The organism is Lactobacillus sp. M0396 (assembly GCF_016101625.1).
GTDB classification, from domain to species: Bacteria; Bacillota; Bacilli; order Lactobacillales; family Lactobacillaceae; genus Lactobacillus; species Lactobacillus huangpiensis.
Map to the genome: position 1 here is coordinate 177,528 of NZ_JACFQE010000002.1, position 22,162 is coordinate 199,689.

The window sequence follows — 22,162 nt, forward strand, 5'->3', positions numbered from 1 at the left end:
GATATTAAATTAGGAGTAATAAAATGCAGTTAGAATTATTAGACAAATTGCGAGCAGAAAACCCGGTTATTTTCAATATTGCTAATTTTGTAACAGTTCAAGACGTGGCCAATGCTGTTAATGCTATTGGTGCTTCACCAATTATGAGCAATGAAATCGCTGAAGCTGAAGAAATTGTGCGGATGGCTTCCGCTGTGGCAGTTAATATTGGTTGCTTAACCAAGCAGCAAATTAACCACATTAAAAAAGTGGAAGATTTAGCGCGCCAATATAATAAACCCATAGTATTTGATCCCGTTGCCGTTGGCGCCGTGGAGTACCGTTATAAAATCACAGATAAACTTTTATGGGATTTTCATACTAGTATTATTCGGGGCAATATTGGTGAGATAGCTGCCTTAGGTGGCTTTGATTGGAGCTCAAAGGGGATTGATGCAGGCTCCGGTTCTGGCGATATTGATGAAATTACTGCTAAAACTGCTCAAAAATATCGTTGCACAGTCATTGCGAGCGGACCTACAGACACAATTAGCGATGGTAAAAGAATAGCCCATGTCCATAACGGCTCACCCCTTTTTAAAACTCATGTCGGCTCAGGAGATATGTTAACCAGTATTGTCACAGCTTTTTCAACTGTTGCTGACGATCCTTTTGAAGCAGCTCAAATAGGTGCTTTAGTTTTCAGTTGCGCCGGTCAATTAGTAGTTAAAGATCATCCCAATGTCGGACCCGCTACTTTTGGCATGTATCTCATGGATTATCTGTATAAAGTAAAAGTTGCAGATATTGAACAAATTGCAGATTTTGATTAAGGAACTTTATGATGACTGAAAAAATTAATTCTTTTCCCCAAGTTTTAACTATTGCCGGCACAGATTCAGGTGGCGGTGCTGGAATCATGGCTGATTTAAAAACTTTTCAAATGCAAAAAGTATTTGGTACAGCTGTAGTGGTAGCAGTGACAGCACAAAACACTTTAGGTGTGCAAAAGTCTTTTTTACTTCCCTTAGAAATGATCGATGCCCAATTCGCCTCTCTGTCAGAAGATTTCCACATCCGTGCTTGTAAAACAGGAATGTTGGGCGATGCAGATCACGTTCACCAAGTTGCACTTAATTTGCAAAAGTATGACTTTGGTCCTATTACCATAGATCCAGTGATGATTGCTAAAGGGGGCGCACCATTATTAAGTCAAGATGCTGTCGCCACCGTTAAAAACGAATTGCTGCCTTTAGCCGATCTTATAACACCCAACTTGCCAGAAGCGGAGACTTTAACTGGCATCAAAGTACAAGATCAAGCCCAATATCCAGAATTAGCTCATAAATTACAAGATATGGGAGTTAAAAATGTGCTAATTAAAGGCGGTCATGCAAGTAGTGAACAAGTAAAAGATTATGCTTTATTTGCTGATGGTTCCGATCTTTGGGTCAGCAGTTCCAGAATACATACCAAGCGCACCCACGGCACCGGTGACACCTTAGCTGCAGCAATTACGGCTCAACTGGCTTTAGGTCAAAGTTTACCGTCAGCAATTAAAATTGCTAAAAAGTACGTTACTAAAACCATTAAGGAAACCATTCAAGTTGGTCATGGTCACGGTCCTTTAAATCATTGGGCTCAGTAATTTAGGAGAAATAATGAAAAACTTTAACACTGATTTTTTACATGCTTACTTTATTTGTGGCAGTCAAGACGTTCCGGAAGGTAAAACATTACCGGGCATAGTCGCAGAAGCACTTGCTGCAGGTATTACTGCTTTTCAATTTCGAGACAAGGGACCTAATTCAACTTTAAGTGAAGCTGAGAGACTCCCCATGGCACAAAAGCTGCATCAATTGTGTCAAACGTATCACGTGCCTTTCTTCATTGACGATGATGTTCAGCTCGCACAACATGTTCATGCCGAAGGTGTCCATGTTGGTCAAAGTGATGAAGAAATCAGACAGGTCATTAAAGAAGTTGGCGGTCAGATGATTATCGGCTATTCTTGCTCGAATTTAACGCAAGTTGAGCAAGCCAATAAAATTAGCGGAATTGATTATTATGGCAGTGGTCCAATTTATGCCACCCAATCTAAAAGTGATGCCGACCCCGAAATTGGTATTGCCGGCTTAAGCAAACTGGTCAAAAGCACAACCCGACCAATTGTTGCTATTGGTGGGATTACCGCTAGCGACTTAGGCGCAATCGCTAAAACTAAGGCAGCTGGGGCTGCGGTAATTTCTTTGATTGCCCAAAGCAATGATATTAAGCAAACCGTTAGTCAAATGCTCACAGCGCCATGGTTGAAAAATGACTAGCATATTTTAAAAGCACAAAAAATGATTCTGCACTTGGCAGAACCATTTTTTATTGATGATAAACAGTTATAAATTGATAAAAATATCAGTTAATTTTTGGAATTAACCTAGCTGGGCAATCTTTTGCAGTGTTCTGATCATTTGGGCTACAAAGCCGGACTCATTGTCATACCAGGCGTAACCCTTGACTAGTTGTACCCCATTATCTCCAGTTTCAACTTGGGTAAGAGTTGGATCAAATACCGAACCAAATTCAGTGCCAATAATATCTGATGACACAATTTGGTCGTCATTATAGCCAAAAGAAGCATTGCCTTCAGTATGCTTTTTAATTCTAGCGTTAAATTCTTCAGCTGTAACTTTTTCTCTTAAAACGGCAGCTAGTTCAGTAATAGAACCAGAAATAACAGGGACTCGTTGAGCAATACCCGTAAGTTTGCCATCCAGTTCAGGTATAACTAGTCCAATCGCTTTAGCTGCTCCAGTTGAATGCGGAATAACGTTAGCAACAGCGGCACGAGCATTACGGACATTGCCACCACGATCAGGTCCATCCTGCAACATTTGTGAAGCTGTGTAGGCATGCGTTGTAGACATAATTCCCACTTGAATGCCAAATTCATCGTTCATTGCCTGTGCTAATGGTGCCAAGCAATTAGTGGTACATGAGCCTGCGGAAATAATTTGATCAGAGTCAGTTAATTGATCATCATTTACGCTATAGACAATAGTTTTCATATTGCCTGCAGGAGCAGAAATTAATACTCTTTTAACACCAGCATCAAGGTGAGCTTGGGATTTTGCAGTTGAAGTATAAAATCCAGTACATTCAAGTACTATTTTAACCCCGTCATTTTTAACCCACGGAATTTGACTGGCATCTTTTTCCGCATAAACCGGAATATTTTTACCATCAATTACAATACTATTAGTTGTAGCAGTTACTTCATGATTAAATTGACCATGCGCAGTATCATATTTTAATAAGTGTGCTAACATAGCTGGTGAAGTTAAGTCGTTGATTGCGACAATTTCGATGTCGTCACTGGCCACTTCATAAATTCGCCGTAAAGCAAGCCGACCGATGCGACCAAAACCATTAATACCAATTTTTGTAGTCATAATAAGTTCCCCCTTTAGATTACAAAATTAGTATATTAAAACAAATTCACTCTGCATAATCCGAGATTATAATAGGGTTATCACTTTTAATGATATGGAGTATTATGAATTTTAACGATTTATATATTTATCAAACAATTTATCAAACTAGATCACTGAATAAAGCGGCATTGAAATTGGGCTACACTCAATCCAATATTACGGCCAGGCTCAAAACAATGGAGCGAGAACTGAAAACGCCACTTTTTGTGCGTTCTAATTTAGGAGTCAGACCAACTAAAAATGGGCAAAAAATGTATCATTTTGCAACTAAAGCACTACAAAACTATCAAAATTTAAAAGACGATTTAACCAGTAACAAACCAAAAGTTTTAATCTCTGAGTTGCTTTTTGGCTATATTATTACCCAAAAGAAACAGTTTGCACTTGATCAATATGAAGTCATCATTAAAAGTACTAATGAAATTCAAGAATTATTGACTAAGCATCCCTATGACATGGTCTGGGCCTTTACTCCGATCACTTTACCCCAATATTCGTTAATCAAGAAAAGCCATTTACAAGCCTGTTTTTTAAAAGGCAAAAAGCAGGAAAATAAAAGAGTACCGGTTGCCATAAACGCAGACATAAATTGTCCGTTTCGTAACTTGACTCTCAAATTAACGCAGAATAAAAACAGCGTCACTGAAATTGATTCGCTGGAAATGATTTTAGAGCTGGTCAAAAAAGGCCAGGCAACTGCATTATTGCCTAAATACTTAATGAAGGATGATTTAGTTGCAGCTGATTCGCAAAGTTGGAATATCCCCTATTATTTTTATCGCTATCAATTATAGACAAGTAAAAAGACGCCATATTCGTTGGTTAAAATTTTGGCAAAATTAAAAGTACCAAACCGTTTCCAACTTGATACTCTGAATTAACCAATTTTATAGTATTAAGAGAAACTAACTTTGTTTCTTAAACAACAGGTGTACACCGCCGTCTGCTAATTTTTTGGCACTTACAAAGGCAAATGAATCATCAATGTATTTACCTAAAGTATTGAAAGCAGATTTTTGTTGGGAATCTCCGTTTACATGTGGTGCAACTACTAAAGAAATTTCATCAACTAAGTGTGCCTTTAAAAAGACGCCGTCAATAATTGAGCCACCGCAAACAGCAAGCGTTGTGATATTAAAATGCTGTTTTAACTTAACCAGAACTTCTGTTAAGTTAAATTCCTGCTCACCACTAATAATATAAGGAATTTGTAAGGTACGTAAGTAAGCTAAATAATTTTTACTTGCCTGCTTAGTAACTATTTCAATTGCATGCATCTTATAACCATTATATTCGAAATAGTTTTGTGTCCAGTTGCATTTGCCCTTGCGATCAAAAGAAACCGACCAGGTTTGTGACTTAATATCCGGCAGCCAATCTTCGTATTCAATTTTATCTGCAGGATATTTGCTTAAATCAATCTGTGCATTAGCTGGCGTGGCATACATTTGAATAGTTTCACGACCATTAGCATCAGCATTGCTTAATTCAAATAATTCATCTGAATAATATTGACTAGAAATACTACTACCGTATTCACCATCAATTTTGCCATCAATTGAAACATACATGTGGACAATAACTTTACTACGTTTCATGGATATACCAGTCTTTCTATCAGTTTGGTTTTATCGCTTTTTAACACTAACCAAGCTTGTTCATCCGACGATTAGATTAATGGTAATACTTCAAGTGAACTTTAAGTCAACATGAATTTTTTCTACCTATAAAAAACGACAAACTATTAATAGCTTGTCGTTCGTCACCTGTTTAAAAAAGTTCCTTTAAATACGTTTCATAAACTGGACACAGATTAAACGCATATTTTCTGTAAGTCCTCGTTGCTAATGGGTCTGTAGAGTCAAATTCACCACTTAAAGTTTGATATTTTGCTTGTGCCCAATTTAGCAATTGCTGTTGCAATTGGTCTAATAAATTAGGCTTAACAGCACCCATCCATCCTAAAGTCAATTTTTGAGGGGTATCCTCAAAAGAAAAGCAATAAGCCTTAATTTGTCCAGCAGCAATTAGCGCTAATGGGGCGTGTTCAAGTTGATCAGTGAAAATGGTTTTGCTCCACTCACTAAGAGGTATCTTTGCAACCGGATTTGCTAAATGATTTTTTTGATAATCGGAGAAACTCACTTGTGCCAGCCTATTCATTATTACAGAATCTTTTTTTATTTCATGTAGAGTGACCATCTGTAAATCAGTATCAATTAGAATATTTTTCAGTGCCCTTTTCAAGGGCATCTGGGGTTCTACAGTAGTTCTGATTAATTTAAAACCATTTTTTTGACCAATAGCATTAAAGAGTAATTGCGGTGCATAATCATAAGTAATTAATGCGTTTTGGTGATTTTTTGGGCTTTTGCCGTTAAATCCGTCAGTATTTGCTCATAAACCTGCATTTGTTCCACGCTGGTTAATCTAGGTGCAAGATAGCCCGCAAAATTTAAAGAATAAGGGTGAAAAGCATTTTGCCAACAGGTCATTAATCCGACTGGCTTATTTTCCAGATAATAGGCTTGTGTATGTTGAGAAAATTGTTCTACAGCTTCCTTAATTCTTCTATCTGGACTTACATTGGCTAATAATGAGCCATACATAATTAATAGTCTCCTTTATGGGCTATTTTTTCGCCCGTAAAATTTTGGTCTTGGCATCATTGTAGCCGTCAATGTAGCGTTCTATTTCAATTGCTTTATTCTGGGTAATACGATTAACTAAGTTAACACCTTTTTTAGGAAAAACCTTGAAAGAATGACTCTCTGCATAGTCCTTTTTAGCTTGTTCACAACCCATTTGATAATCACTGAGAGAACTTTTTTTCACAGCAGTTTTTGCTGCATTATAGGTATAATCATTGGTATCATGCCATTTTTTATATGCTTTTTCAGCATCTTTATAGTTTCCGGCTTCATAATTTTCTTTGACATAATCATGTAATTGTTTTAAATTGACCATTTTATTTTCTCCAAGTTAAACATAATTAACTTCCACATCACCCAAGCTGAAATGCCCAGTTAACATTAGTGTAGGACCGCCACCGGTAGATTCGTCATTAATATCTAATTCTCCCAGAGCCAGGTTTAAGTTATCACTGTTGACTCTCCATGAAGTTGGAACGTAAATTTCAATCTCACCCATAGTGCCACTAATGTCAACGGTCACCACATCGCCTGCAGCTTTAGCCTGATCAAGGTAGACTTCAACTTCACCCAAAGAAGAATTAATTGTTATACTGCGTAAATTTTGTGAATGAACGTAGCGCGAAACTGATGATAAGCGCTGATTGATTACTATATCTTCTCCATCAACTTTTCCAGTACCGCTACTGAATACGTTATTATCAATTCTTGAGCGATTATTGCTAAAGTTCTTCCATTTGCCGTCTTTTTTTTGGTTAAAATAGACTATCCTGGGAAACCAGCTTCTCTTAAAAATCAGCGTTAAGCCTAAATAAATTAATAACGCCGCCACTAAGACCGTCCACGGTACAATTTTGGTAATATGCAAGGGTTCAGCGTAAACAATTAACAAAAAGGCAATGGAAAAAGTTGTACCAAACAAACTTTTATTAGCCACGCTTTCGATCAGTGCTGCTCCGAATATTATCGTCCAAATAATCATGCTTACTTTTAAATGAAATGAAAGCAGATGCAGCTGATTAAGGACTAAGAATACGGCAGCTGCTACTAGAGCAATGCCCCAAAATACTTCTCTAAGTTTAAATTTTTTCATTATGATGACCTTCTCTCGTTTAACCTATCATTCAAATTGTGATAGTAGTGACGTGAAACATAGACAGTTTTATAAGAATCGCGAAAATTAATCTTACAGTTAGAAATCGAACGTGTTAACGCATAAATTTGATTTAAATTTAAAATTGTTGACTTAGATACCCGCATGAACTGATTATTTAACAAATTTTCTAGTTCATAGAGTTTGTAGTCTACGGTAAAGGCATCCTTGGCAGTATGTGCAATCACCTGTTTATCTTCTGTTTCAAAAAATAAAATTTCATTCATGCTCAAGTAATAGGACACATTATCTTTTTTGCCTTCTATTTGGTCAGGATGTTCACTGATACCTTGCAACTGTCGGTATATCTGTTCAACTTCTGGCGTCACAGATTTAGCATGAATTGTTACACTGGTATCGTCATCTTCCATATCCGGATTCAGTTCTATTTTTATTTTCACGCTTCTCACCTGCCCTTCATCACTTGATGATTTAATTAAACGCTTATTTTAATGTAAAATCTAGCACTTTTAACTAAGTGGCAATTATAAGAAACCAAGTGGCATATTTTTTTGATTCAGAAGAAACAAAAAATTCAAGAGCACTTAAAAAGCCGTAATTCGCTTTAATACGAAATACGGCTAAAATATTGTTTTATTTAAGACAGTTTTAGACTAAAATTTACAAGAATTACCTAAAGTATGCTATTTTAGGTAATTTTATGATATTATTTATGTAATAAAATAATTTTGGGAGGCAAATTATGGCAACTAAGATTGTTACTAAAAGATATTCTGTTAATATAGACAAACAAATAGCTGATACAGCAGAGCTAGTTATTAGAAAAATTGGTCTTAAACCTAATGATGTGATTTCAATGATGCTTACACAGATTGCTGACAAAGGCAAACTACCCGTAGCATTTTCAGTTGATGACTATGACCATCTAAAAGATGAAATTATTGCAGCTAGTCGTAAAATTCCTGCACAAAAGGTTGAAACCTCCGAAGAAATAGCTGACTTTTTCGCAGATTAAGGAGACCAGTTAATGAATTTGGGCGATATTTTTATAACATACCTTGAATACGAAGATGTACCAGACGGAAAAAGTCGGCCAGTTTTATATATTGAGCAGGATGATGAATTTTATTATGTATTTAAAATTACTAGTAAATATCAAAATAAGTCAAAACGCATTCGCGCAAAGTATGCTAAAATTACCGATTGGCAAAAGTCTGGCCTTCACAAGGAATCGTGGATAGACTGTAATAAACGTTATCAGCTAAGAATTGATAAAACAAGACTAAAAGGTATTGGTAACTTAACGATAACTGATTTAAATAATCTTAAGAAATTTATGTGGTAACCAGCAATTTTACAGGTATCCTTGCTTGCAAAGTTGCTTTTGACATAACGGCCGTTAATCTAAAGAAGAAAGCCAATTATAAATTAAGTAATGGCTGTCTCATCACTAGTATGCCACTGATTAATAATGATTGATCTCTAATTTATTAAAATCAGTAAACAATACCAAGAATCAAAAATGCATTGAGTAATGATATGATCCCCAAATTTGTCCTAATTTTGGGGTTCACATCACAATGAAGCTCAATGCATTTTTGGTTAGTCTAAGAGCAATAATTTTGTCCTATCTGCTTTACTAATTATTCTAAGCCAACTTTTTTAAAGATTTCATCAACATGACGCAAATGGTAATGATAATCAAATGCATCAGCTACATCATCTTCTGAAAGATAGTCCATGATTGGGCTGCTTTCAACTAATTTTCTAAAGGAAATTCCTTCGTTCCAAGATCTCGTGGTTAATTTCTGAACCATATCATAAGCATCTTCACGAGAAAGACCAGCCTCATCAATCAGTTTTAATAATAAGCGCTGGGAATAAATCAGACCATAAGTTTTATCCATGTTCTTAAGCATTGTTTCTGGGAAAACATCAAGATTGGTTAAAATGCGGTTAAAACGACTGAGCATATAATCAATACCAATTGTAGTATCAGGTAAAATTACACGTTCAGCACTGGAATGGGAAATATCGCGTTCATGCCAAAGTGATACATCCTCATAAGCAGTTATAATATGGCCCCGTAAAACCCGCGCCATACCACAAAGATTTTCTGAGCCAATAGGATTACGTTTGTGAGGCATTGCTGAAGAACCTTTTTGCCCTGCACGGAAATGCTCTTCTACTTCGTGGATTTCAGAGCGTTGCAAACTTCTAATTTCGGTTGCCCAATTTTCAATACTTGTGGCTATTAGCGCCAAAGTAGCAATATATTCAGCATGCAAATCGCGTGGTAATACTTGACTGGTAATTGGCTGCTGAGTTAAGCCTAGCTGCTTTAAGACACTGGTTTCAACAGCTGGTGGTACGTTAGCAAAAGTCCCAACGGCACCGGAAATTTTTCCTGATTCTACTCCTTTTGCTGCATGTTCAAAGCGTTCAATATCACGATTAATTTCCGCATACCAGCGAGCTAGTTTTAAGCCAAAAGTAGTGGGCTCAGCTTGCACACCATGCGTGCGACCCATTTCCACCGTATTTTTATATTTACGTGCTTTTTCAGCAATCGTCTTTTTTAGTTTGTGCAGATCTTGACGAATAATCTCATCTGCCTGTTTTAAGATATATCCTTGTGCCGTATCAACAACATCCGTCGAAGTCAGACCAAAGTGTACCCACTTTTTCTCAGGTCCAAGGCTTTCAGAAACTGTTCGTGTAAAAGCAACCACGTCATGATGAGTTACCTGCTCCAATTCTGCCACCCGCTCTGGTGTGAAGCTGGCATTTTGAGCAATTTTAGCAGCATCTTCTTTTGGGACTTCGCCTAATTCACTCCAAGCATTGGTAGCAGCAATTTCTACTTTTAGCCATGCTTCATATTTATTTTCATCAGACCATATTTTACCCATTTCAGGGCGAGTATAACGTTCCAGCATAAATTACATTTCCCACGGATTTTGTAAAACAATCGTTTGTTCACGGTCAGGGCCTACCGAAACAGTAACTAAAGGTATGCCTACAAGTTCTGAAACACGGTTTAAAAACTTCTGTGCGTTTTCTGGCAAATCAGACCAAGTCTTAGCACCTGTAATATCTTCTTTCCAAGCAGGTAATTCTTCGTAAACAGGTTGGCAGCGGTCTAATTCTTTTAGACTTGCAGGATAGTAATCAATTTTCTGACCATCAAGTTCATAAGCAGTTGCAATTTTAATAGTGTCAAAACCGCTAAAAATATCAAGCAAGTTAAGACTTAAACCATTGATGCCAGAAACGCGTTTGGCGTGACGTAAAGCAACTGAATCAAACCAGCCCACGCGCCGAGGACGGCCGGTAACTGTGCCATATTCATGAGCAGTTTCGCGAATACGGTCACCAGTTTCATCTAGTAATTCAGTAGGAAAAGGACCAGCACCAACACGGGTGGTATATGCTTTGCAAACACCAATGACACTTTTCACCCGATTAGCACCAACACCGATACCGCTGGCAATTCCACCTGAAATTGTATTTGACGAAGTAACAAATGGATATGTTCCCTCATCTATATCAAGCATAATTCCTTGTGCCCCTTCAAATAATACCGTTTTATCATTATCCAAAGCATCATTAACTAACACTGAAGTGTCTGTGACGTATTTTTTCATTTTCTGACCGTATTCAAAGTATTTGGCAAAAATATCTTCAAATTTCAGTGCCGGCTTGCCGTAAATTTTGGTAAATACTTCGTTTTTTTGCTCTAAATTAGCGCGTAATTTTGCTTCAAAAGTATCTTTTTCAAGAAGATCACAAACACGAATACCAATTCTGGATGCTTTATCCATATAAGCCGGTCCGATACCATTTTTAGTAGTACCGATTTTTTGATCACCTTTTGCTTCTTCTTGGTATTCATCTTGCTTGATATGATATGGCATGATGATATGAGCCCGGTTAGAGATTTTTAATTTACTTGTATCAATACCCTTTTCAGCCAGGGTTTCTAATTCACTAAATAAAACCTCAGGATTAATAACTACGCCATTACCAATTACGGCCCCTTCTTTTGACGCAAAAATACCTGACGGAATTAAACGCATTTTAAAATCTTGACCATTTATTTCAATAGTATGGCCAGCATTATTACCACCATTTGAACGAACAGTATAAGCAGCTTCATTACTCAAAAAATCAGTAATTTTGCCCTTTCCTTCGTCGCCCCATTGGCTACCAACAACTGCAACTGCTGTCATATTTATTCACCTCATTAAATTTCTACAAATATCACGTAAATAGTCTAGCAATTTACCATTCTTTAGTCAAATTTAAATGCGAATTATTATGGTGATTATATTTTTAATAGTTCGATTTTTATATTGACAAAAAAAGCATTTTTGATTATAGTTACTTCGTTTGTAAAGATATTTATTTAGGAGCCGATTTACTTATGAGCAATTATTTCAGTATGGAAGCATTTGATTATGATGATATCCAGCTCGTTCCGAATAAAGGGATCATTAAGAGCCGTCATGATGCAGATACCAGTGTTAAGTTCGGAAACCGAACATTTAAAATACCAGTCGTACCTGCCAACATGGAAAGCGTCATTAACGATGACTTGGCGGTTTGGCTGGCCCAAAACGGCTACTACTATGTCATGCACCGCTTTCAACCTGAAAAGCGTTTCGCTTTTATCAAGATGATGCATGAAAAAGGTCTATTTGCTTCTATATCTGTTGGTATTAAAAAAGGCGAATATGATTTTATCGATCAGCTAGTTGCTAAAAACATTAAGCCTGAATATATCACGATTGATGTAGCTCATGGGCATTCTGTCTATGTTATTGATATGATTAAATACATCAAAGAAAAATTGCCAGATACTTTTTTAACAGCAGGCAATATTGCGACCCCGGAAGCAGTTCGTGAATTAGAAGGTGCAGGAGCAGACGCCACAAAAGTTGGTGTTGGTCCTGGTCGCGCATGTATTACCAAGCTTAAAACCGGTTTTGGCACCGGTGGCTGGCAACTCGCCGCTTTAAGAATGTGCAGCAAAGTAGCAAGCAAACCGCTGATTGCTGATGGCGGCATCCGTTATAACGGCGATATAGCGAAGTCAATTCGTTTTGGCGCTACAATGGTTATGATTGGCTCAATGCTTGCAGGGCATGAAGAGTCACCTGGTAATGTAATCAAAATTAACGGTAAAACATATAAGCAATATTGGGGGTCAGCTTCGGAAGTCCAAAAAGGAGCTTATCGAAACGTTGAGGGTAAACAGATGCTCGTTCCCTATCGTGGTCATATTGCCGATACCTTAAGAGAGATGCAGGAAGATCTGCAGTCCTCAATTTCATATGCTGGGGGCAGAGATCTTAGTTCAATTAAATTAGTTGATTATGTGATCGTTAAAAATACAATTATGAATGGCGACAAATAAGCAGTTCAAGTTTTTATCCCCAAATCATTGACAAATATGGTAATAATTTGCATTTTCCGTTAAAATAATGTTATCCCAGTTCTGTTAGGTAGTCAGCGCTGGGATTTTTTGTGTTCAAAATATAAAAGGTTTTGTATCTTTATCAAAGGCTGTTTTGACTTGCCTAAATCTGAAAGCAGAGCTTATATATTTTCAATTATGTGGCTTGTATTTCTTTATTTATGTTTTTTTATCCGCTTTAAAGTGTTACACGAAGTACAGAAAGCGTATAGTTTGTTTGTAGTAAAGTTGAATTTTGTATAGAGGTAATAAAAAATGTAATTTAAAAAAGTGATTATGTTGGTAGCCACCTTGATAGGTGTCGGCACGATTGGCAATTTTATTAATACGCCAAGTAATGTGCAAGCTAAGCAAACCCAGGCTGTTTTTCCTAAAAGCTGGCGTGGGACATGGTACTCATACAATTCCAAGACAAAGAAAATCGATAAGATGACTTTCACTAAAACAAAACAAATTTATTACGAAAATGGTCACCAGTATCCTAAATTGTTAAAAGCTAAACCTAAGGTTATGCCTAAACCAAGTAAAAAAACAAGATCTTGGGTTTATTTATCAAATAAAATGACTCAAAAAGGCTATACTTGGACTGGAGTTGGAATTTGGGGTTACCCTGACGAAGGTACACTTGATTGGTATAATGTTGCTAAATTAGATGGTAATAAAGTTTTAGGTTATGCAGAATATCAGAATGTTTATTGGTATGTAGATAGTCACTGGTATCAGACAGCTAAACTTGCAAAAAAGTTAAAAGATCACAAATATCCAAATTACGACTTTATTATTGGTGGCGATGACTTATAAATTTATCCAGATATTTTTATTTTGTTTTTAAAGGTAATAAATAATGAAGAAAAAATCAGTTGTTAAATTTATTGCTACTTTTTTTGTGCTATTGACTGGCCTTATTCTATTTTCACCTAAAAGCGTTAGTGCATCTGCTATAACAATTAAAGCAGCTTTTGATAAAAAATATTATAACGTTAATTCTACTAAAAAGGCTTATGGTAATTGGGTAGGAAATGTTACTTTTTTCACTCGTCATCTAAAAGTTAACACGGGGAAGCCAACGTTCTTTACTCCAAGCATATATGTTGTTAATAAAAAGGCGACGGGACTTTCTGCTAAAGAAGATGGTATTTACATAAATAACATCGACCACAAAAAGTTTGTACATGGTCGTGTTTATTTAATGCGATTTCGCTTTAATCTTTCTCACCTTAAGCCAGGGAAAAAATATCGTTTTAAAAATGACATGCACTTCAATAACCCACATTATGCTAAATATCGGTGGTTTACTCAGAAGGCTTCACGCAAAGGCAATCTTTCCCATAGTACCCACCTTCCTCAAGTAGACCTGTATGTCAACTGTGGCGCCAAGAAATCCTTTTTGAAAAAGGTAATGCATAATAATAAAAAGATCGTTAATTCGAAAATAAAATTATATTAATTTAATAATTTTTTGGCAAATAGGTTTTATTATTTTATGAAGGGAGAACCAATGAAGAAAAAAAGTTTTATTGCAATAATTGCCAGTATTTTAATATTACTAGGTACTAGTTCATTTAGTAACCCACAACCCGTATTTGCTGCTAAACATCAAATATTTGTGTCTAGTAAAACATATGTCTACGATCACAAGGGTAAAAAAACCAGAAAAGTATATAAAAAGAGCAAGAGTCTCTATTATACTTCTATTAAAAAGATTAAAGGCTATAAATATTATCGCATCGGTAAAAATAAATATATTCACTATTACGATGGTTTACCGCTCAATATAGTCAAAACACCAAAAAATCGGCCTGCTAAAAACGGAGCAAGTTTGATGGATTTTATGGCAAATGATACTTCGCTAACTACTGCACAAAGACAGGAAGCACAAAAAGCAGCCACTTTACTCAGAACAGGCAAAATTGATAGTCAAGCGCAAAAAGGCGCACCATCATGGTTCAATACTTATGTCAAGTTAGGTGGCAAAGATGATGCTACCAGCAACGTTAACATTAAAGCTTCTCTTCAGAGTCTTGCTAATGCAAACAAGGAAAGAACTAAAGCTGGAGTTGGTGAGCTAAAGATTTCTCCAACTTCTACAGCAATTTCAATGATTGATGCAGATTATCAAAAACAGGGTTCCTTAAATCATCCGGGCTTTTACGGCTATCATTTCAACCTGGAAAATCTTTCTGCCGGTGCTGAGCCAATTAGCAACTGGATGACTGAAAAAGTAGCCTGGGAATGGAACGTAAAGAAAAGCCCTAGCCTAGCGCCCTATGAGTTCACTCCTAATTGGGAAGACCCTGTATATAATCAGGCCGTTTTAGGAACAACCGTTATAGAAGGGCAGGACACTATACCAATTTATTAAATAAGGGACATCGCATAATGGGCATGGCTCACATGACTCAAACTCCTTATGGTGCTGCTGATGCTTTTAACGCAACTAGTGAAGGTGAAGATGGCGCAATTACTTTGGCTCAATATAAGGCTATAGTAAAAGAATGGTTAAAGAAATAAACATCTTCACTTCTTAAGTATGAAAAAATCTGTTAGTTTATATTGTGAAATCTCACAATATCTGACTAGCAGATTTTTTGGTCATTATTTAATTAATTTTCTCATTCTCTACCTAATTTCTTCAAAAAGTGGAATCTTTTTCTGACTTTTGACTTCAAATAGACCCTTATCTGAAATTTTAATGGTTGGTGAAACCAGTAAAGACAAAGTAGAAAATGACATAATCTCGTTAGGATTTTTATACCCTAGTTCCTGCAATGTTTTGCGCACCTTGCCTATTTCTGTACCTAAAACAGACATCGGTTGGTCACTGGCAACGCCGCCAATAGCTAATTTTGCATTGGCAACTATTTTATCACCCTTTGCTGCGATATAGCCGCCCTGCTGTTCAACCAGTTGATTCTGAATCTTGAGCATTGCGGTAGTATTCGTACCCATGATCATTATGTTGTGGTGATCATGAGCCCAAGTCGCTCCTACCGCACCGTCTTTTATAATACCACGGTCAACGAAACCAAGACTATAATGTCCGCTACCGCTATAACGGTCTTGCACCATAATCAGTGCTAAACCGGCTTTCTGCCATTGAACTATGTGATCTTTTACCTCGAGTTTTTCTTGAATATGGTTAGTAAAAGTACCCACAGGATTAAGTTGAATAATATTTGCCAATACTTCTCCGTTTGCGACCAAATCTGTTTTAACCACAAAGTCATCAGGTAATAATTTAGGCGCATTAACCGAGTGATGCAACTCTGGCAAAAATTGGTAACCTGTCTGCTCTTTGATATCTGCTGCATTAATCCCATTTTTATAAACAGCCGTGATTGACAAATCTTGCAGATCATCTAGGATAACAAAATCAGCTACTCGGCCAGGAGCAATTGCACCTCTATCCCATAATCCCATATGGCGAGCCGGTGTATAGGTAGCTATGTAAATTGCTTCTTCTGGTGTCATCCCCATTTTGATTGCTTTTTTCACCAAATAGTTCAAATGACCATGAAGCAGAGTGTCAGGCATAGAATCATCTGTTACCAGGGCAACATGTTCAAAGTAGTTATTCTTAATAATCGTGTCAATTACTTCTTGCAGCATTGATTTTAGTTGCACCTCAACAAACATGCCATTAGGAACTTTCTCATTAACTAAGGCAGCTGTCTGTTCCGTATGATCAGTAGTAACTCCAGCGTAGATAACTTTAGCCAGATCTTCACCAGCATATGCCGGCACATGACCTTCAAGAGGCATTGTAGGTTTTTCCTCACGACAAACTTTGATAATGTCTTTGATCAAGGTTTTATGCGGAGAAGTCATATCCTTAAAGTTCATCACTTCGCCTAAACAAATAAAGCGCGGATCTTTAAGCAGTTCTTGTACTTCTTTCACGCCAATTTTGCCACCTGTCGTTTCCATATCTGGATTCGTTGATGGAACTGAAGATGGAATGCCAAAGAAAATATCAATCGGTGACGGCTCTGCAATGAAATTTTTTAGTCCCTTGATACCAGCAACATTTGTTACTTCATGATCGTCAGCAATAATCGTTGTTGTACCGTATTTTAAAATTGTTTGTCCCATAATCGCAGGAGTAGTCATGGATGAATCAATATGCATGTGGGCATCAACAAATCCCGGGATTAGATACTTACCCTTGAGATTAATTGTCTTTTTAGCCCTAATTCCTGGTAAATCCTGGTTAACCCAATAGAATTTGCCATTTTTGACTGTAACTTGAGTATCAACAAATTTACGTAAAAAAACATTAAAAACATGGCCATTTTTTATTAAAAGATCAACTTGTGTCATTTTTCTCCCCCATAAACAACGAAAGAGTTGAAATATTCCAACCCTTCATTTTTAAATTACTATTTACCGATTCATAATTTTATTCCATTGATTAACCCAAGAAGACAAATGGCTATTAACATAGAAGAAATTCATGCTCTTTGCGCGTTTTGCCATATCCCCATAAGTCTTATTAGCGGCTTCAGCCGGTGTTAACTTAACTTGCGTGTTAACTGGGGCGTTATTAAGTGATTTTGCACTGGCACATCTCTTTTGAATAGCTTCACTTAGTCTAAAATTAATATACTTATATGCAGCATCTGTATTCTTGCTATTCTTTAAAATGGCAACAACGTTGCTGTTAGAATATGTGCCTGATGCTGGAACAATGTATTTAAGGCCTGGATTAGTAGCCTGCAACATGCTGATAGCATAGTCACCAACAACGGCCACACTGATTTCACCTGTTTTGAACATATTGGTTAAATCTGAACTTTGGTCGTATGTCTTAACCACATTAGGCTTCAATTCTTTCATAGCCTTGAAAGCTGCTTTACCACCGTCGCTTGGGACGTCGACTTTAGCATGGCGACCCGCAATATACAGCATTGCAGGACCAAAAGTTGTTACGATATCAGGAATTGCAATCTTGCCCTTTAACTTTTTAGACCACAGTTGATCCCATTCTGTAATATGAACTTTTTTAGGATTATAAATTATACCTACGCTGTTAACAGTATAAGGAACGGTGCCTGTGTCTTTAGCCAGCTTTTGTTCACTACTGGATAAATATTTAAAATCTTTGATTTTAGAAAAATCTACTTTTTTATACAACTTCTTTTTCGTACCCGCATAAGCATTCTTTTGCGCCACTTCAATCACGTCAACTGAAGAGTTAGGATTATGCTCAATTTGGGTTAAGCTCGTAGTTGTATCTGCAGCAAATTGTGCTGAAACTTTAACGTTATTTTTCTTGGCAAAAGGATTGAGTACATCTGATCTCATTTGCTTAGTCAAGATGCCGAACGTAGAAACAACTAACTTGCCACCGTTTGCTTTAGAAGAACAAGCTGAAGTAGCAATAGCTGCTCCCGCAACAATTAAACTTGCTGCCATTAAACATACTTTTTTAATTTTCATAATAGACCTTTCCGAAAATCATACTTGCCTTATTAATGAAGGCAGGTTATTTTCTGACAATTATTGGTTCATAATTTTATTCCATTGACTGATCCATGAAGGCATTTGCTTGTTCACGTAATAAAAGTCAATAGTTTTTGCTCTTTGTGCGATCGCACCATATGTTTTATTGGCAGCTTCAGCAGCAGTCAATTTTACTTGTGAATTAACCGGTGCATTATTAAGAGATTTTGCACTGGCGACTTTCTTTTGGTTAGCTTCACTTATACGAAAGTCAATATACTTATATGCCGCTTGAGTATTCTTACTGTTTTTTAAGATTGCAATATTATCGTAGTTAGCATAGGTTCCTGACGCTGGCACCAGATACTTCAAACTAGGATTAGTGGCCTGCAGCATGCTGATTGAAAAATCACCTACAACCGCTGCGGTAATTTCTCCCGTTTTAAACATATTGCTTAAATCTGAACTTTGAGAATATGTTTTAACAACGTTCGGCTTTAACTGCTTTAACGCTTTGAAGGCAGCCTTGCCATCATCCTTGGTTACGCTGACTTTAGCATGGTCCCCTGCCACATAGAGCATTGCAGGACCAAAAGTTGTTACAATATCAGGAATTGCAATCTTGCCCTTTAAGTTCTTAGACCATAAGTCATCCCAACTTTTAATGTGAACCTTTTTCGGATTATAAATAATGCCAAAACTGTTAACAGTATACGGAACAGTATTAGTATCTTTTGCCAGCTTTTGCTGGTCAGCTGATAAATACTTGAAATTTTTGAGTTTGGAGAAATCCAATTTTTTAAAGAGTTTCTTTTTGGCTCCTGTAATTGCATTGTTTTGTGCCAATTCAATGACATCTACAGGTGAATTAGAATTGTGCTCAATCTGCGTTAGGCGAGTAGAACTGTCCCCAAACTGTGTAGACACCTTAACATTGTTTTTCTTAGCATATGGATCAAGCACGTCGGAGCGCATCTGCTTAGTTGCCAAGCCAAAAGTAGAAACCGTCAGTTTACCGCTGCCAGCATTAGACGAGCAAGCGGAAGTTGCCAAAGTTGTACCGGCAATGATAAAACTAGCTGCTAACAAACAAGCTTTTTTAAATTTCATAACAAAACCTTTCTAAAGAATGATTATTCTGATAACGGATGAAGATGTTTAGCAGGAAGAGTTAGCGTTACTTCTTCTCCTGAGCTGCGCATCTTTTGCCGTGCTTCCTCAACTTGAAAGTCCCCTATAGCTGAATGAATGGCATACTTAAAACTTTGTCCTAAATATTCACGACTCATGATAGTACCAGTAAATGAATTTTCAGAAGCATCAGCTAAATTCAAGTGGATGTTTTCTGGACGAATAGTCAGCACTTTTGCATCTTGATTTGGTTCAACCGTATTTAAAACTGTTTCGCCTACTTTGATATGATGCTCATCCTGACGATTAGCAGCAGTGACAGTAATAAAATTGTCATAGCCAATAAAACGGGCAACATATTCCGTACGGGGATGATGAAAAATATTCTGTGGCGTATCAAACTGATCAATACGTCCTTGCTTCATAATTAAAACCTTGTCGGAAATTGCAAAACATTCTTGCTGATCATGTGTTACAAACAGCACTGTCATTTTAAGTTTTTGCTGCAAGTCACGAATTTCTTCACGCATCTTCAGTCGCAATTTTGCATCAAGATTGCTTAATGGCTCATCCATTAATAACAATTCTGGATTGGTAACCAGAGCCCTTGCTAACGAAACTCTTTGTTGCTGCCCTCCGGAAAGCTGCGCTGGAAATTGTTTAGCCAGTTGACTTAAGCCGGTAGTTGCCAGCATTTCAGTCACTCTTTTCTTGATGGCACTTTTGTCAAGCTTACGCATTTTCAGTCCAAAAGCAACGTTATCAAAAACATTCATATGGGGAAAAAGTGCGTAACTTTGAAAAACCATCCCGAAATTTCTCTTATAAACAGGTACTTTAGTAATATCTTTACCGTTAACTAAAACTTGTCCTGTAGTTTCTGGAATTAAACCGGCAATAATTCTAAGTGTTGTTGTTTTGCCACAGCCAGAAGGACCGAGAATTGAAACCAGCTCTCCGTTATTGACAGCAAAAGATATATCTTTTAAAACTTTAGTTTTGCCATCGTATGATTTTGCTAAATTTTGAACTTCTAAATTTGCCACTGCACTACTCCTCTACTTTGTAATATTTTTAATACCAATTGCTTTTTCAACCAAGAACATCATTAGTGCCGTAAAGATCATTAAAAGCACAGAAATTGCTGATACAGTAGGGTCATAATTATTTTGCAAATAATTCAAAATTGCCGGTGGCAACATGGTAAGAGAAGGTCCGTTCATGAATAAAGAAACCGGAATGTTGTTGAAGGAATTGATAAAGCACATCATAAACGCAGCAATGATACTGGCTTTGATATTAGGTAAAACAATCAGAAAAAATCCTTTTTTACGAGAACAGCCACAAATCCAACCCGCTTCTTCGATATGACTGTCCATTAGCAGCATGCTGGCTGTAATTAAGCGAATGACATACGGTAAACAAAGCAGAAAATGTCCGACAATCAAGCCGATAAATACCGGAATTCTCATAGTAATGACTGCAGCTTGATAGAGTGCAAACCCAATAACAATTTCAGGAATTAAAGTTGGACTGAGGAAAAACGACTGAAACCAAGCGGCATGATGAATGTTGTAACGCGTCAAAGCGTAGACTGCAGGGATGCCAATTACTAAAGCCGATATGCTTGCAATCAAAGCAACAATTAGACTTGATTCAAAACCTGAAATAAAATCAGGCTGTTGGAAAATATTGCTATACCAAGAAAGTGTAAAGCCGGTAATTGGTAATGAAATTGAACTTTGCGTATTAAAGGATGTAATTACGACTAAAATCAATGGCAACATGATTAAAGCCAAAATAATAATCGAAATCACCGTCAGAGTTTTATTTTTACGATCAAGCATTAATTGGCCTCCGATCTAAATGATGGCTAAGTCTTCTCATGAGCCACATTGAAAGAGCAGAAATAACAATTAAAATTAGTGAGATAACGCTGGCATTTTGCCAATTGCCTAATGTCATTGCTTGCTGATAAATCAAAGTCGCCATTACCAGATGGCGGTTACCACCAAGAATTTCTGGGGTAGTATAGGCTGTCATTGTTCCGGCAAACACTAAAATGCAGCCAGTTAAAATGCCAGTAGTTAATTGAGGAATGATCACCTTAAATAATGTTCGCCAAGGACTGGAACCAAGAACGGCTGCAGCTTCTTCAATCTCCACATTTAATTCAGCCACACTGCCAATTAATGAGTTAATCATAATTGGTAAAAACAAGTAAACTGAACCAATAATAATAGAAGTATTAGTGTAAAGAATATTTAGCGGTGACTTAATTAGATGCAATGCCAGCAAAGTTTTATTGACGATTCCATCATGTCCCAAAATAATAATCCAGGCAAAGTTTCTTACAACTGCATTGGTTAACATGGGAAAAAGGATTAGCAAATTTAGTATTTGTCTAACTACTGTTTTTTGTCTTCCTATCCAGATAGAAATAGGCACTCCAAGGATCAAAACAACAATCACCGTTACAATTGCTATTAGAAAACTACGTCCAATGACTGCCCAATTAAAAGAACTTTTTAAAAATTGCGCGTAAAGTGAAAAGAAGCCACTTTTACTTTGGAATGTTGGTATTGCAATTTGAATTAAAGGGAAAAAAGTGAATACCAATACTCCCAAGAATGCAGGAATTAACAACCATATTGCTGTTTTGCGATTCATATATTACCTCCGCTTTGTATATTAGGTTATCGAATTTTTAATCTGCTGTCAACATCAAATACGAATAAAATTTATACTTATTCATTAAATAGTTTGTATTTATTAGCTTATGAAAGTGCTTAAGTTTAGCATACGCGTATAATTATAATTAATACGAACATTAAGCAAAAAACTCTTTTAAACTGGATAATTCAGTTTAAAAGAGTTA

At 36.8% G+C, this 22,162-nt stretch carries 26 protein-coding genes; 11 read left to right on the top strand and 15 right to left on the bottom strand.

Annotated features, from left to right (window positions below):
* Positions 1-23 precede the first annotated feature (23 nt).
* Genes thiM through thiE form a run of 3 tightly spaced genes read left to right on the top strand, consistent with a single transcriptional unit; the run spans position 24 to position 2,303 of the window.
* Positions 24-812, top strand: a complete 789-nt coding sequence (gene thiM, locus H3T43_RS03335) for a hydroxyethylthiazole kinase (protein WP_198212597.1) — start codon at positions 24-26, stop codon at positions 810-812.
* An 11-nt stretch (positions 813-823) separates the two neighbouring features.
* On the top strand, positions 824-1,627 hold the full coding sequence (gene thiD, locus H3T43_RS03340) for a bifunctional hydroxymethylpyrimidine kinase/phosphomethylpyrimidine kinase (protein ID WP_198212599.1): 804 nt from the start codon (positions 824-826) through the stop codon (positions 1,625-1,627).
* A 10-nt stretch (positions 1,628-1,637) separates the two neighbouring features.
* Positions 1,638-2,303 (top strand): thiamine phosphate synthase, encoded by a 666-nt coding sequence (thiE, locus tag H3T43_RS03345; protein WP_370520778.1) that lies wholly within the window; start codon positions 1,638-1,640, stop codon positions 2,301-2,303.
* Positions 2,304-2,405: 102 nt separating this feature from the next.
* On the opposite strand, the gene gap is transcribed toward thiE, so the two are convergent.
* Positions 2,406-3,425 carry a type I glyceraldehyde-3-phosphate dehydrogenase gene (gap, locus tag H3T43_RS03350; protein ID WP_198212603.1) on the bottom strand — a complete coding sequence of 340 codons (1,020 nt, stop codon included), beginning with the start codon at positions 3,423-3,425 and terminating at the stop codon, positions 2,406-2,408.
* Between the two features lie 104 nt (positions 3,426-3,529).
* Between gap and H3T43_RS03355 the strand changes: the two genes are divergently transcribed.
* Entirely contained in the window at positions 3,530-4,261 is a 732-nt protein-coding gene (locus tag H3T43_RS03355; protein WP_198212605.1) for a LysR family transcriptional regulator, read from the top strand.
* A 111-nt stretch (positions 4,262-4,372) separates the two neighbouring features.
* On the opposite strand, the gene H3T43_RS03360 is transcribed toward H3T43_RS03355, so the two are convergent.
* The 6 genes from H3T43_RS03360 to H3T43_RS03385 all read right to left on the bottom strand — a co-directional run bounded on the left by H3T43_RS03360 (position 4,373) and on the right by H3T43_RS03385 (position 7,672).
* A complete protein-coding gene (locus H3T43_RS03360; protein WP_034981016.1) occupies positions 4,373-5,065 on the bottom strand; it encodes a dihydrofolate reductase family protein in 693 nt (230 codons plus the stop codon).
* A gap of 172 nt (positions 5,066-5,237) precedes the next feature.
* On the bottom strand, positions 5,238-5,720 hold the full coding sequence (locus H3T43_RS03365; RefSeq protein WP_198212607.1) for a hypothetical protein: 483 nt from the start codon (positions 5,718-5,720) through the stop codon (positions 5,238-5,240).
* Positions 5,721-5,809: 89 nt separating this feature from the next.
* Positions 5,810-6,076 (bottom strand): hypothetical protein, encoded by a 267-nt coding sequence (locus H3T43_RS03370; RefSeq protein WP_198212609.1) that lies wholly within the window; start codon positions 6,074-6,076, stop codon positions 5,810-5,812.
* A gap of 22 nt (positions 6,077-6,098) precedes the next feature.
* Positions 6,099-6,434: a hypothetical protein gene (locus tag H3T43_RS03375; protein ID WP_198212611.1), complete on the bottom strand. Its 336-nt coding sequence runs from the start codon at positions 6,432-6,434 to the stop codon at positions 6,099-6,101.
* A 15-nt stretch (positions 6,435-6,449) separates the two neighbouring features.
* A complete protein-coding gene (locus tag H3T43_RS03380) occupies positions 6,450-7,211 on the bottom strand; it encodes a LiaF domain-containing protein (RefSeq protein WP_198212612.1) in 762 nt (253 codons plus the stop codon).
* On the bottom strand, positions 7,211-7,672 hold the full coding sequence (locus tag H3T43_RS03385) for a LytTR family DNA-binding domain-containing protein (RefSeq protein ID WP_045928768.1): 462 nt from the start codon (positions 7,670-7,672) through the stop codon (positions 7,211-7,213). The genes H3T43_RS03380 and H3T43_RS03385 overlap by 1 nt, the downstream gene beginning before the upstream one ends.
* A gap of 302 nt (positions 7,673-7,974) precedes the next feature.
* Here H3T43_RS03385 and H3T43_RS03390 point away from each other — a divergent pair, with 302 nt between their 5' ends.
* Entirely contained in the window at positions 7,975-8,247 is a 273-nt protein-coding gene (locus H3T43_RS03390; protein WP_038524621.1) for a type II toxin-antitoxin system RelB/DinJ family antitoxin, read from the top strand.
* A 12-nt stretch (positions 8,248-8,259) separates the two neighbouring features.
* Positions 8,260-8,577 (top strand): type II toxin-antitoxin system PemK/MazF family toxin, encoded by a 318-nt coding sequence (locus H3T43_RS03395; protein WP_198212614.1) that lies wholly within the window; start codon positions 8,260-8,262, stop codon positions 8,575-8,577.
* Positions 8,578-8,875: 298 nt separating this feature from the next.
* Here H3T43_RS03395 and purB read toward each other — a convergent pair whose 3' ends face one another.
* Positions 8,876-10,171, bottom strand: coding sequence for an adenylosuccinate lyase (gene purB, locus H3T43_RS03400; RefSeq protein WP_198212615.1), 1,296 nt, complete (start codon positions 10,169-10,171; stop codon positions 8,876-8,878).
* A gap of 3 nt (positions 10,172-10,174) precedes the next feature.
* Positions 10,175-11,464: an adenylosuccinate synthase gene (locus H3T43_RS03405; protein WP_198212616.1), complete on the bottom strand. Its 1,290-nt coding sequence runs from the start codon at positions 11,462-11,464 to the stop codon at positions 10,175-10,177.
* A 194-nt stretch (positions 11,465-11,658) separates the two neighbouring features.
* Between H3T43_RS03405 and H3T43_RS03410 the strand changes: the two genes are divergently transcribed.
* The 5 genes from H3T43_RS03410 to H3T43_RS09525 all read left to right on the top strand — a co-directional run bounded on the left by H3T43_RS03410 (position 11,659) and on the right by H3T43_RS09525 (position 15,222).
* The gene (locus tag H3T43_RS03410) at positions 11,659-12,651 is read left to right on the top strand and encodes a GMP reductase (RefSeq protein ID WP_198212617.1); all 993 of its coding nucleotides are present in this window, start codon (positions 11,659-11,661) and stop codon (positions 12,649-12,651) included.
* Between the two features lie 336 nt (positions 12,652-12,987).
* Positions 12,988-13,512, top strand: coding sequence for a hypothetical protein (locus H3T43_RS03415; RefSeq protein ID WP_198212618.1), 525 nt, complete (start codon positions 12,988-12,990; stop codon positions 13,510-13,512).
* Between the two features lie 43 nt (positions 13,513-13,555).
* Entirely contained in the window at positions 13,556-14,158 is a 603-nt protein-coding gene (locus H3T43_RS03420) for a hypothetical protein (protein WP_198212619.1), read from the top strand.
* A 51-nt stretch (positions 14,159-14,209) separates the two neighbouring features.
* Positions 14,210-15,073 carry an SLAP domain-containing protein gene (locus tag H3T43_RS03425; RefSeq protein ID WP_232350251.1) on the top strand — a complete coding sequence of 288 codons (864 nt, stop codon included), beginning with the start codon at positions 14,210-14,212 and terminating at the stop codon, positions 15,071-15,073.
* 17 nt (positions 15,074-15,090) lie between these two features.
* Entirely contained in the window at positions 15,091-15,222 is a 132-nt protein-coding gene (locus H3T43_RS09525; protein WP_255534810.1) for a hypothetical protein, read from the top strand.
* A 108-nt stretch (positions 15,223-15,330) separates the two neighbouring features.
* On the opposite strand, the gene H3T43_RS03430 is transcribed toward H3T43_RS09525, so the two are convergent.
* From H3T43_RS03430 to H3T43_RS03455, 6 genes are all read right to left on the bottom strand, one after another.
* Positions 15,331-17,031 (bottom strand): adenine deaminase C-terminal domain-containing protein, encoded by a 1,701-nt coding sequence (locus tag H3T43_RS03430; protein ID WP_198212621.1) that lies wholly within the window; start codon positions 17,029-17,031, stop codon positions 15,331-15,333.
* Between the two features lie 63 nt (positions 17,032-17,094).
* Positions 17,095-18,150 (bottom strand): ABC transporter substrate-binding protein, encoded by a 1,056-nt coding sequence (locus H3T43_RS03435; protein ID WP_198212623.1) that lies wholly within the window; start codon positions 18,148-18,150, stop codon positions 17,095-17,097.
* Positions 18,151-18,210: 60 nt separating this feature from the next.
* A complete protein-coding gene (locus H3T43_RS03440) occupies positions 18,211-19,263 on the bottom strand; it encodes a PotD/PotF family extracellular solute-binding protein (protein ID WP_034978370.1) in 1,053 nt (350 codons plus the stop codon).
* A 23-nt stretch (positions 19,264-19,286) separates the two neighbouring features.
* Positions 19,287-20,330: an ABC transporter ATP-binding protein gene (locus H3T43_RS03445; RefSeq protein ID WP_198212625.1), complete on the bottom strand. Its 1,044-nt coding sequence runs from the start codon at positions 20,328-20,330 to the stop codon at positions 19,287-19,289.
* A gap of 12 nt (positions 20,331-20,342) precedes the next feature.
* The gene (locus H3T43_RS03450; RefSeq protein WP_034978376.1) at positions 20,343-21,131 is read right to left on the bottom strand and encodes an ABC transporter permease; all 789 of its coding nucleotides are present in this window, start codon (positions 21,129-21,131) and stop codon (positions 20,343-20,345) included.
* Positions 21,124-21,954 (bottom strand): ABC transporter permease, encoded by an 831-nt coding sequence (locus H3T43_RS03455; protein WP_198212627.1) that lies wholly within the window; start codon positions 21,952-21,954, stop codon positions 21,124-21,126. The genes H3T43_RS03450 and H3T43_RS03455 overlap by 8 nt, the downstream gene beginning before the upstream one ends.
* Between the last annotated feature and the right edge of the window lie 208 nt (positions 21,955-22,162).